General features: G+C 44.4%; 9 protein-coding genes. All 9 read right to left on the bottom strand.

Going from position 1 to position 12,578, the window contains the following annotated elements:
• Positions 1 to 840: 840 nt before the first annotated feature.
• Entirely contained in the window at positions 841 to 2,895 is a 2,055-nt protein-coding gene (locus FC82_RS04345; protein ID WP_054762468.1) for an LTA synthase family protein, read from the bottom strand.
• A 169-nt stretch (positions 2,896 to 3,064) separates the two neighbouring features.
• Positions 3,065 to 3,301 carry a YkuJ family protein gene (locus FC82_RS04340; RefSeq protein WP_054711338.1) on the bottom strand — a complete coding sequence of 79 codons (237 nt, stop codon included), beginning with the start codon at positions 3,299 to 3,301 and terminating at the stop codon, positions 3,065 to 3,067.
• 239 nt (positions 3,302 to 3,540) lie between these two features.
• Entirely contained in the window at positions 3,541 to 3,675 is a 135-nt protein-coding gene (locus FC82_RS17310; protein ID WP_268873493.1) for a hypothetical protein, read from the bottom strand.
• 123 nt (positions 3,676 to 3,798) lie between these two features.
• Positions 3,799 to 5,853, bottom strand: a complete 2,055-nt coding sequence (gene mutL, locus FC82_RS04335) for a DNA mismatch repair endonuclease MutL (protein ID WP_056996305.1) — start codon at positions 5,851 to 5,853, stop codon at positions 3,799 to 3,801.
• Positions 5,854 to 5,878: 25 nt separating this feature from the next.
• Positions 5,879 to 8,593, bottom strand: a complete 2,715-nt coding sequence (gene mutS / locus FC82_RS04330) for a DNA mismatch repair protein MutS (protein WP_056996304.1) — start codon at positions 8,591 to 8,593, stop codon at positions 5,879 to 5,881.
• A 12-nt stretch (positions 8,594 to 8,605) separates the two neighbouring features.
• Complete coding sequence (locus FC82_RS04325) at positions 8,606 to 9,409, bottom strand: TIGR00282 family metallophosphoesterase (RefSeq protein WP_056996303.1); 804 nt, start codon at positions 9,407 to 9,409, stop codon at positions 8,606 to 8,608.
• A 539-nt stretch (positions 9,410 to 9,948) separates the two neighbouring features.
• Positions 9,949 to 10,350 carry a hypothetical protein gene (locus tag FC82_RS17110; protein ID WP_235809168.1) on the bottom strand — a complete coding sequence of 134 codons (402 nt, stop codon included), beginning with the start codon at positions 10,348 to 10,350 and terminating at the stop codon, positions 9,949 to 9,951.
• Between the two features lie 3 nt (positions 10,351 to 10,353).
• Positions 10,354 to 10,695 carry a class I SAM-dependent methyltransferase gene (locus FC82_RS17105; protein WP_235809167.1) on the bottom strand — a complete coding sequence of 114 codons (342 nt, stop codon included), beginning with the start codon at positions 10,693 to 10,695 and terminating at the stop codon, positions 10,354 to 10,356.
• Between the two features lie 122 nt (positions 10,696 to 10,817).
• Positions 10,818 to 12,377, bottom strand: a complete 1,560-nt coding sequence (gene rny, locus FC82_RS04315) for a ribonuclease Y (RefSeq protein WP_054762469.1) — start codon at positions 12,375 to 12,377, stop codon at positions 10,818 to 10,820.
• Between the last annotated feature and the right edge of the window lie 201 nt (positions 12,378 to 12,578).

Raw genomic sequence — 12,578 nt, 5'->3', positions numbered from 1 at the left:
GTTGATATGCCCTGCACTTTGTGAAACAAAACTTTGTTCAGTTTTCAAAGGTCTACATAGTTGCATTTAATCTCGTTATCGTTGACAGCCAACGACTTAATCAGTATAGCATTCCGATTTTAACGTGTCAACCATGAATTTGAATAATTATTTAATCAAGTTTCAAGTTAATACATCATGTCATAATGTTAATATCATCATAAATCGCTCTATGTCAGCAACGAACTTAATTAGTTTAGCAAATGTCGTTATGCATGTCAAGCAGTGATTTGAATATTTATAAATTCAAATTTGTTCGACTTAAACAGCTTACTACCAACGCCCATAACTTGTCAACGACTAATTTAATAAATCGTTTGAATAATTATTCGAGTTAGTCGTGTGCTCTTTTTTAACAACGAATATTATATTATCAACTTATTGGACCTAGGTCAAGACCGTTTACGACTTTTTTTCTTTTTTTATTTAATTTCTATTCCAGCACCTAATTACACCCATCTCTTGACTGCTAACCCGTGGCATGTAAAAGTCACTGCAATATAACTTCACTAACGTTAGACGGCTATTATGGCGTACCTATCCCAGCTTCTAGACAACTCCTACTCATAAATCCATATTAACCTTCAGTTTACAGCGGCAATAGCCACCAACCACGACCTGCTACAAAACCATCTGAATCAATTCACTCCCTATGTGTCCTTCGTGCATTAGCCAAAGACACGGATATGCTGCCTCCATCCAACTCTGGCGATCACATATAAAATCATTTGCGTCAAAAAAAAAAGAACACCTGGAATCAACAGATTCCTGAGTGTTCTTTTAAAGTGCAGCAATACCTGACTACTTAAGTTCTGGCGCATCCGTCTTGTACGTAACAGCTTTCCCGTCACGCTTAGCAAGAACGCTAGTAGGATACTTCTTTTGCGCCGCCTTTAATTTAGCGAGGCCATCAATGTACTTATAGTTGTAATCCTTCTTGTTCACCTTGGTAAATCCTTTAGGTGTGTAGAACCGCAATAAGTCGCCTTCAATGACACGATCAGAAAGTGACAGCTCCGTTGTAACATAGTTTTGCAGTTTAGTAATCTGCTTCTTTTGTTGTGTTGTCAGAGTCAGTTTCTTACCACTTGACGTCTGATATACCGTGCTGCCGATCTTGGTATACTTCGGTGTCACAAAATCGCCATCTCTAAATGCTACAACTTGGTTGCGTTTATTGGACAACAAATCTTGCCCAAATTGAATCGTATTGTTGTCCTTAACACCCAGGAGATCCATCAGAGTAGGCAGAAAATCAATTTCGCCGCCGTACGTGTGATCGACGCCGCCCTTGAGTCCTGATGAGTGAATCATCAATGGTACCTTTTGGAATTGTGCGAGGTCATATTCGTCAACACTCTTCTTACCTAACAACTGTGCGATTGCAGCTCTGTGATTATCTGAAATACCGTAATGGTCCCCGTATAAGACGATGACACTGTTCTTATACAGTCCCGACGACTTCAAGTACGTTAAGAATTCACCAAAGGCTTCGTCTAGATAATGCGCAGTTTGAACGTAAGGATCAACAGTCTTGTCACCAGTCTTTGTAGCTGGAAAATCCGTATTTTGCTTATCAAGCTCATATGGATAATGGTTCGTCAGCGTAATCAGCTTAGCATAAAACGGTTGTGGTAATTCATCCAAGTATTTTGATGCCTGGTCAAAAAAGATCTTATCTTTAAGCCCATACCCAACTGAATAATTAGACTTGATCTTGTAATAACTGGAACTAAAGAAATACTGGTAACCCCAAGACTTATACGTGTTGTCCCGGTTCCAAAAACTGGCAACGTCCCCGTGGAACGCAGCAGTCGTATAACCTTTTTGACTCAGCATAGCTGGCGCTGCTTGGAATGTATTTTCAGTCCCATATTCCGTCATAGCTGAGCCTTCCGGCAACCCATACAATGAGTTTTCCATCATCATTTCCGCATCAGAAGTTTTCCCCTGAGCCACTTGATTATAGAAGTTATCAAAACTCAACGTATTCTTGTTCTTGAAAAACTTATTCAGGTTTGGTGTGACCTCTTTACCATCCACTTTATAATTGATCAAGAATTGCTGGAAACTTTCCAAGTGAATGATAATCACATTCTTACCCTTGGCCTGTCCGTAGTATTTCGAGTTTGGACTCACCCGGTTGCGGTTAACAAACTTCTTCACACTCTTGAGATCACTCGCGTTAGCGTGCGCTCTCGTTGAACTTTCTTTTTGCGTCTGATAAATGTTAAACGCCGCGTATTCATTCAGGCCAAGGTATTTAACAATATAGTTATTATCAAAGGTTCTGGTCAATAGCCCCGAGCGGTCGGCATTTGCCATGCCGTACTCAGCACCCATTAACGAGAACGCTAACAGTGAAACAACCAACGCAAAACGACGCTTCAAGGGCCGCACATCCACCCGAATGACGTGCGTTAACAATAAAACAATTAAAACAACGATATCGAGAAATATGAGAAAATCAGTCGGCCTGATAATTTGACCGATACTCTTTCCCAAGTTGTTTTGAACATCTCCAGAACCTTTGATAACACTAAGGGTCAAGAAATCAGAAAACTCACGGTAGTAAATGACGTTCGCAAACAACCAGATCGACTGAACCAAGTCGATGATTATCATTAACCAATAAACTAACCGTCCCCGGAAATAAAGCGCGATACCGAATAACAAAAGTGCAGCAGGAATTGGGTTAATAGCCAGTAGGAACTGCTGCACGCTGCCCTTGGCTCCCAAAGTGAATTCTGTCTGATAGGCGATATACGTCTTCACACAAAATAATAGGACAACCAATAAGTAGAACCCAAACACCGTATTCAGCTTATTAGTCTTCCCCTTGATCTTACCCGACATAATCCAATGCCTCCACGTTAAAGTTAACAAATGCCATTATATCGAATCTACTCAAAATAGCAATTTAACGCCAACTTCTTTGAAAAAACTTCACATCTCACTCATTATATTCACATCTAAAAGTAATGCAAATTATAAAACAAAAACTATGGTTGCCCATAGTTTTTGATTAGTTATTGGTCAGCAGCTCAAATAATTCGATTGCAACTAAATCGATGTTATCAAATTCAAAATGTTCCTTGCCCTGATATTCATCCAACGTGTAAGTCTTTGTTTCGGAATGATACGTCACTTGAGCTTGTTCGACACCGTTTACTTCGAACCGACGTGGTTGTGGTTCATCACCAGCGTCTTCCTGCATCGCTTTAAGCCGATTGATGATTCCGATTAATTGTGATTCCTCCATGAGAATCCCCTTTCCGATTTCAAATTGACACTCTAATTTTACCAAAGACTTGCCCTGTGCGCACGAAATTCTTGTAAAACTAGGGAATTTTTTAAGAGTGTTTCAAAATCCGCATAATATCGCGTTTAAATCAGCGGCACACGTTGTTTTTATATCGGTCTCATTGGTAGTGACGCGAGACACGCCACCTGGGCGGCATCATTTATCCAGTAAACAAAAAAACCGGCACTCGTCCATTCTCAGTCATTGAGACTAGACGTTGCCGGTTCTAAATAGGTTACTTTCGCTAAGATGTAAACATATTTCTTGTTAATAGCTTTAGGATGACCGCCGAAAATACCATAGAGGAAGCCACCTTTATGCCGTTTAACCATAATTATTCTCGTAATGACCTTGATTCGGCACTTCTCATTAAAACTGTCAGTTATCGGCTATACGCCCTACACGACCAGCAGTCCCACATGATTTACAGTCGATACAAAACCCAATACTGACCTCTAATGACTTTCCGCAGCTCTCTGGGATGTATGCGAATCCTGAATCCGTTTAAACATCTTTTCCATGTCCGTATCAGTAAAGTGAATCAGTACTGGCCGGCCGTGCGGGCAATTAAAGGGATTTTCAGCTGTTTTTAGATGGGCCATTAAGGCTTTTGCTTGCTGCCCATCTAAGTGATGATTAGCCTTGATAGCTCGTTTACAACTCATCATAATCGCTGTTTTTTCCCGAAATTGAGCCACTGTTAGATGGCCATCCCGCAGAACCCAATCAATCATTTCTTTGATTGTATCCGTCTCCTGACCGGCCTTAAACCAAGTCGGATGTTGCCGAACAATGATGCTGTTCGGGCCAAACTGTTCAAGATGCAATCCCACACTGGCAAGCATATCCACTTTGTCCATGATTTTCAGCATATCAGACGTTGAATAATCCAGCACAATTGGCACCAGTAATCGTTGCTGATCATCGGAAACTTCTCCGATGGCTTGACGATAATACTCATAGTTCACACGTTCCTGCGCCGCATGCTGATCCATAATGTACAACCCATCTGGTGATTGTGCCAGCAAATAAGTCCCATGGTACTGACCAATATAAGTCAGTTCCGGAAAACGTTCCTGACGGTCGGCAAATAAATCAGTCTTCTTGTCAGACGCAGCGGGACGGTTCTGAACGTCATCTGCTGGTTGTGTCAGATCATCAGCCGTCTGCGTAAAGGGAGTCGCAGCAGCACCCTGATACTTTTGTTCAAAGTCAGCCACTTTGGCCGAGTTTAATTGATTCTTTGTGCTGATCATAATCGGATCAATGGTGCCCTCATCCGCACTAAAACCTGGTGCTTCCTGTTGGAATGTGCCATCAGCAGGTGTGTCAGTCCCAGCTTGTGGGGCAGCGTTAACAGTAAGACCCGCAGACCATAACGGGTTCTTAGGCGGCGCGGCTTGGGCCTGATGGGTCACTAAATTCGAATTAGCTCGTGAAATAGCTTCTAAATCACCCGCCAACTTTTGCGTATCAAGCGGTGAATCATCGCCGCGTTGAAGATTACTAAGGGCGTCCGGAATCAAATTTTGATTTGCCAGCTGACGTCGAATCGCTTCTGTAATCACTTCTGAAAGCTGGGGTTCCTTGCTGATTCGAACTTCCTGTTTGGTCGGGTGCACATTGACATCTACCAGGAACGGATCCATTTCAAGGTTGATGACAGCAAGCGGGTACCGTCCCACCATCAGTTTTGAGCCGTACCCTGCCACAATAGCTTTCGTCAAGGCGTAGTTTTTAATGTATCTGCCGTTAAGTAATACCGACATGTACCCGCGATTGGCACGGGTCAGTTCTGGCAAGGAAACGTATCCGCTGACCTTAAAGTCCGCGTCTTTTCCCTTAATTGCCACCATTTTGTTTGCTTTATTTAAGCCATACACGTTGCCAATGACCTGCAGCAAATCGCCCCGACCAGCCGTTCGCATCATTTCACGACCGTTGTTCGCAAGTGAAAACGATATTTCCGGATGGCCAAACGCTAAGCGATTAACAATGTCCACGATCTTTGCCAACTCAGTGTTGAGCGACTTTAAATACTTCAATCGTGCCGGCACGTTAAAAAACAGATCAGTCACCGAAATATCGGTCCCTCGTCGGGCTTCCGCCGGTTTAGATGACTTTGTTTGACCACCGCTGATGTGTATTTCCGTGCCCTCACCACCGGTTGATGTGACCATGACAACATCCGCGACAGAAGCAATACTTGGTAAGGCTTCACCACGAAACCCGAGGGAGTGGACCCGGAAAAGGTCTTTTCGGTCGGTTATCTTACTCGTCGCATGGCGTTTAAACGCAAGCGCCACTTCATCATTGGCGATGCCGCTGCCGTCATCGATCACCTGGATCCGTTTCAGACCCGCTTCATCGACCACAATATCAACCTGATGGCTGCCTGCATCAATGGCGTTTTCAACGAGTTCTTTGACGACTGAAGCCGGTCGTTCGATCACTTCTCCGGCCGCAATCTGGTCAGCTAATGTTGACGATAATTCGTGAATAAGCGGCATTCTCTCACCTTCTCATCTTGCCGTTCTATTTCCTTTTGGCATGTTGCTGCCATTTGTAGACCTGATTCATAACTTCCATTGGCGTTAGTGCCATTAGGTTAAGCTCTTTTAATTGTTTTAGCAACTGATCAGCTTCTGTGTGTTTCTTAGTTGGTTCCGGCGTTCCAAACAACGATAGCTGGGTATCTTCGCCATCATCGAAAGCGGCTGGTGCCTGCACAGAATCGGTTTTTGGCGTTTCCGAAACGCTGGTTTGTTCACTTGAAACCGCCATCGTATCAGGGCTATCTGTATCGCTCGTATCAAACTGAGTTTCACTGGACGTTGCGGCCACGATCGGTTTATCCTGCTCATCCTTTGTTTCCAATCGGGTCAGAATCTGATCGGCTCTTGTTAATAAACTGTCCGGTAACCCAGCGAGCTTCGCCACGTGGATCCCATACGATTTATCTGCCGGTCCGTCCTGCATCTGGTGCAAGAAAACGAGTTCGCCATTTTTCTCAACCGCACCAACGTGCACGTTTTTCAGTTCAGACAAACTGTCTTCCAAAACTGTCAGTTCATGGTAATGGGTCGAAAACAGCGTCTTGGCATGAACTCGGTTGTGCACAAATTCAATGATTGCCTGTGCTAAGGCCATGCCGTCATAAGTCGCGGTCCCCCGCCCTATTTCATCGAACAGGATCAATGAATTCGCCGATGCGTTTTCAAGCGCTTCGTTAGCTTCTTTCATCTCAACCATGAAGGTACTTTCACCGGAAATCAGGTCATCAGCAGCACCAATGCGGGTAAAAATTTGGTCAAAAATCGGCATTGTCGCACTCTTAGCGGGTACAAAACACCCCATTTGTGCCAGAATAACGGTCAACGCCAGCTGTCGCATGTAAGTACTCTTCCCCGACATGTTGGGTCCAGTAATCAACAGAATCGTCGTTTTATCATCCATCAATATGTCGTTTGGGACGTATTTTTGTCGACCCAACACTTTTTCCACAACTGGGTGCCGCCCTTCGATGACACGCAGCTGATGGCCGTCCTTGGTCAGGGTCGGTGCGACAAACCGGTATTTTTCGCTCACGTCCGCAAAACTCTGCAACACATCCAGTTCTGCAACCGCGTGGGCCAAGGTCTGAATCCGTTGAATGTTTTTCTTAACCATTTCCCGAAGTTTAACAAATAACTGGTACTCAAGGTCGGTCGACTTCTCCTCTGCTTCAAGGATCAGCCGTTCCTTCTCTTTTAACTCCGGCGTGGTAAACCGTTCTGCATTCGTCAGTGTCTGCTTCCGTTCGTACCGGCCTTCAGGTAATTTGCTTAAATTGACCTTCGTCACTTCAATGTAGTAGCCAAACACCCGGTTATACCCAATTTTTAGGTTATTAATGCCGGTCGCCTTGCGTTCCGAAGCTTCCATTTCGGCCAACCATTGTTTGCCGTTATGCATGGCTTCCCGATACTGATCAAGCTGGTCATTGTAGCCATCCTTGATAATACCGCCTTCAGTCACTGAAATCGGCGGATCTTCAACAATGGCCTGCTCAATCGCATCAGCCACATCGTCGTTTGGATCTAAGTTATCCAAAATATCATCAAACGTGCCATCTTCAAATTCACCAAGAACATGCTGAACCTTAGGAATCTGATTAAGCGAGGTTTTTAGTTGAATCAGGTCGCGCCCGTTGACACTACCGAACGCCACGCGTCCAGCCAATCGTTCCAAGTCATAGACCTTCGTCAATTCTTCCTGAAGGTTATGGCGTTCAAAATATTGTTTGACCAGCGCGCCAACCTTACGCTGGCGTGCCATGATCTCATCGCGGGTCACCAGCGGCCGATCCAGCCATTGTTTCAGCAAACGACCACCCATGGCTGTACGCGTCTCATCTAGCAGCCATAGTAGTGTACCGGATTTTTTCCCCGTTCGAATGTTTTGCGTTAACTCAAGGTTACGCTGCGAATAATGATCCATTTTAAGAAAGTACGACGGCTGGTAAACAACTGCCCGCTGCAAATGAGCCAAGCTGCGTTTTTGCGTCGTCACGACATACGTCAGTAAGTGCTTAAGCACCGCATTTTGTGCAGCATCCGACACATCTTGAGTCAGGTAACTCAGCTCTGACTGTGCCGTCACATCGTCTTGATGCGACACTAAAATACCGATTTGACTAAGGTGTTGTCGTTCATCATCCGTAACGCTCTTGTCCACAACAATTTCCTTGGTCTGAAGACTCATAACTTCGTTGATCACTGCCTCAAAGTTCTTTAAACTGGCAACTTTAAGCTCTCCAGTAGACAAATCAGCGTACGCAAACCCGTAGCCTGTCGTTATTTTCGTCAGGGCCGTCAAGTAGTTATTGCGTTTTGCACCACCGATTCCAGTATCTGTCTGCGTCCCCGGCGTCACTAACTGGATCACTTCACGTTTGACCATACCCTCAGCCAGTTTGGGATCTTCGACTTGTTCGCAAATCGCAACTTTATAACCCTTGTCCACCAAAATATCCACGTAGTTTTGCGCCGCTCTGTGAGGCACGCCGCACATCGGTATTTGATTTTCAGCACTCGCACTGTGACTGCGTGACGTCAAGGTAAGCTCCAATAACTGCGATCCCTTGATAGCGTCATCATTAAACAACTCATAGAAGTCCCCTATCCGGTAAAAAAGAAAAGCATCCGGATACTGGTCTTTAATTTCTTGATATTGCACCATCATCGGTGTTTGTTTTGCTTTTGAAGGCAAGCCTTTCACCTCTTAATTAAAATAGGGATGCGCGTCACTGATCAAAATAGGTTTGATTTTTGTAGCGTGCCCGTTTTGATCATTAATATCGATCACACATCCTGATAAAATACTTTTTTCATCTTCGTCAACAATATAACGCGTTGGCCGTTGCGTTAGAAAACGGCTGATAACGCCTTCGGATTGCATGCCCAAAATACCATTGTCTGGGCCAGTCATCCCAGCATCCGTCATAAACGCTGTCCCGCCAGGCAAAATTTGCCCATCGGTGGTCTGGACGTGCGTGTGCGTGCCAACGACCGCGGATACTTTACCCTGTAAATAGGTTGCTAACGCGCGTTTCTCACTGGTAGCCTCCGCGTGAAAGTCCACAAAAATAATCGGTGTCGTTTTACGGATTTCATTGACCAGTTCATCCGCAGCCGTGAACGGATCATCCAGCGGTGGCAAAAAGACCCGCCCTTGAAGATTAATCACAGCAAGTGTCTCTTGATTGACCTTAAGCTGCGTCCAACCCCGTCCAGGGACATCCTTCCCAGGAAAATTGGCTGGCCGAACTAACTTTTTGGTGCCGTCAATGAACTCAAAAATTTCTTTGTTATCCCATGTGTGGTTGCCCATGGTAACCACATCGGCGCCACTAGAAAGTAGCTTTTTATAAATGGATTCACTGATTCCCCGCCCAACTGGCGTGGAATTTTCACCATTTACAATCGTTGCCTGTGGTTTATAATCGCGTTTCAACTGAGGTAAATAAGTCTCAATCATGTGAACACCGCGGTCACCCACAACGTCACCAATAAATAATAGTCGCATACTGGTCCTCTAATCTAATTGTTTTAATTCATCATATTGGACTATTTTAACATGGTTTGGGGGAGGATGGGAAAATAGAGTGCGGAAGAAGGCGTTTAGAGGGCGAAGCACGTTTCGATGCCAGATAAACAATGCGCCCGTACAGCCCGAGTCTTTAGTCTATACAACAGTAGCGAACAGCGTGCAAAAGAAGCGATTAAAGGCCAGATCATAAGAGCCAGTTGGTAGAATGGCTTTATACCGCCTTGCCTTTATGCAGGAGCCCATTGCCTTCTGGAGCACATTTCAACGCCAGATTAGCACGGCGTCCGTGAAGACCGGGTTCTTATTCTACATAACAGTAACGAATAGCATACGAAAGCAGGCAGTTAAATGACCAGAGGATAATCACCCTTTTGTAGTGAGCTAACACCTGCTAAAACTACCAAATGCTGGAATAACCTAACATCGTTGCCAATCGAAAATCAATTCACATTTCTCATCCCGCACCACCCCAATACAATAAAAAAGCCCTAACCAACCGTCAAGGCTTTCTGCCATCAGTTTATTTTTCGAGCTACGACCCGTAATCTTCGATAATCAGCCTCCCAGTGGTCATCTACCCAGAGTTTATCTTGTAGATGATCAGCCATATGAGCAATTACCATTTCCTGCTGTGTGTCGCTCAAGCACGAAAGATCACTCTCAAAAAATTGTTGGACCCAGTTGCCTAATCCTTGCATGCCACCCTGCAGGATGGTTGGCCGATCATAGGCCAGAATATCGGTGACCTCAAACCCGTGTTTTTCAAGCAGCTGTTGATAGGCCGTCGTTTCTGGAAAGAAAAACGGTACCTGATAATGCAGGCCAAGCGCGTGAAGTTCATCACCGAACGCGCCGCAAATAGCTGCCACATTGCCAGCAGCGCCAAATTCACAAATCAACCGACCATTAAGGTTCAAAGATCAATTAATTTGTGAGAGAAGTTGATTTTGATCAGTGATCCAATGAAACACCGCATTAGAAAAGACAACATCATATGTATGGACGATTGGCATTGTTGTAATATCTTGCTGTTCAAAGCTTGTTTCCGGATAAAGTTTTTCTGCCTCAGCAATCATCTCAGCAGATTGGTCAATGCCTAAAACGGCACAGCCTTTTTGTCGCAGCTGATCCGTCAGATCACCAGTCCCGCAACCCACATCTAAAACACTAGTCGCTGTTTTTGGTACTTGATCCAGTAAGTTGGCACCATATTTAAACACAAATGCGTTCTGAGTTTCATATTGTTCCGCATTCCATTTCATATTTCATCACCGCCAGTTATGTATTGCGATATATTGTACGCTTGATTCCCCTAATAAAACACCTTAATCAAAAAAGATCACCAACCCGTAAGTTGACAACCTTTTTCCTTGGTTATTCCACATTATTTTGCATAGGCAACTGAACGAACTTCACGAATTACGGAAACTTTGATATGACCTGGATAATCCATGTCACTTTCAATCTTATCCTTAATGTCGTGCGCCAGTGTCACAGCATCTAAATCTGAAATTTTGTTTGGTTTAACAATGACGCGAACTTCTCGGCCCGCCTGAATTGCAAATGACTTTTGAACGCCATCGAACTCATCGGCAATTGATTCCAACCGCTCCAATCGGTGAATGAAGCTCTCTAATGAGTCGCTTCGAGCACCAGGACGGCTAGCTGAGATGACGTTTGCGGCGCTCACTAACTCTGAAATGATATAGTGAGATTCGCTGGTCGCATCATGGGAAGCAATGGCATCGATCACCACTGGACTCTCCTTGTACTTCTTAGCTAAATCAATGCCAATCTGTACGTGAGATTCTTCAACATCATTTTCAACCGCTTTACCAATATCGTGTAATAATCCTGCGCGTTTTGCTAGCGTTACATCCTCACCTAATTCAGCTGCAAAAATCCCTGAAAGTTTTGCAACTTCAACTGCATGTGTTAACACATTTTGACCATATGAAACCCGGTAATTCATTTGACCGACCAATTTAATCAGTGCAGGATGCATTGAATGAATCCCAAGGTCAAAGACAGTCTGCTCGCCAAGATCCTGAATGCGTTCATCCAGTTCTTTATGCGCCTTTTCGACCATCTCTTCAATTCGGGCTGGGTGAATCCGGCCATCTTGAATGAGTTTCTCCAAAGCAATTTTTGCCACTTCTCGCCGCAATGGGTCGAAGCCGCTCAATACGACTGCTTCAGGCGTATCATCGATTATCAAATCGATACCGGTTAAGGTTTCTAACGTCCGAATATTGCGACCTTCACGTCCAATAATTCGGCCTTTCATATCGTCATTAGGCAGTGTAACGACGGACACCGTTGTATCGGAGACCATGTCGGCACCACTGCGTTGAATCGCTTGAACGATTAAGTCCTTCGCCTTGGCGTCAGCTTCTTGTGCCGCCTGCTCAGTAGATTCCTTAATCATTTTTGCTCGTTCTGAAGCCAAGGTCTGCTTAGCTTCGTTAATAATCAGGGACTGTGCTTCCTCTTGTGAAAGCGCAGCTGCTTCTTCAACGGCATCTTGCCGTTTCTGAATAAGTGAGTCTGCTTGCTGTTGTAATTTAGCAACTTTTTGCTGTTCCGAACTCAACTTATTTTCTTTGCGTTCGAGAGCATCTTCCCGCTTTTGAAAAGCGTTATCTTTACGATCAAGTGCTTCTTCTCGTTGTAACACCCGGTCTTCTTGCTTCTGAATCTCACCGCGTTGTCGCTTAAGATCCTTTTCCGCTTCTGATCGGTAACGATGACTGTCCTCTTTGGCTTCTAGTAACGCCTCTTTGGTATCAGTCTCAGCCTGCTTTTTCGCATCTGCTAAAATTCCTTCTGCTGTTTCGTGAGCTGCGTCCAATTTACGTTCATAAACGGACTTATGCAGGACGTATCCGATAACAGCACCTACAACGATAGCGATGATTGCGAGGATTATTTCCGGAATACTCATGATTCCACCTCCGCATCATCCAAAATGGTGATTGATAAATCAGTAATTTTTTAGATGTTAATGATTATTGACACAACTAGTATTCTAATGTTTCTAAATAGGTGTGTCAATAAAACATCCTCTCTCAAGGCCACAATTACCACGATTTCTCGGAATCTGACCCAAAACAGTCTAATAAAATGAAAGATTGATGAGATTTAA

Source organism: Secundilactobacillus collinoides DSM 20515 = JCM 1123, from assembly GCF_001435975.1.
GTDB classification, from domain to species: domain Bacteria; phylum Bacillota; class Bacilli; order Lactobacillales; family Lactobacillaceae; genus Secundilactobacillus; species Secundilactobacillus collinoides.
Note: the sequence above shows the minus strand (reverse complement) of the source record. Positions and strands in the feature narration are given on the sequence as shown.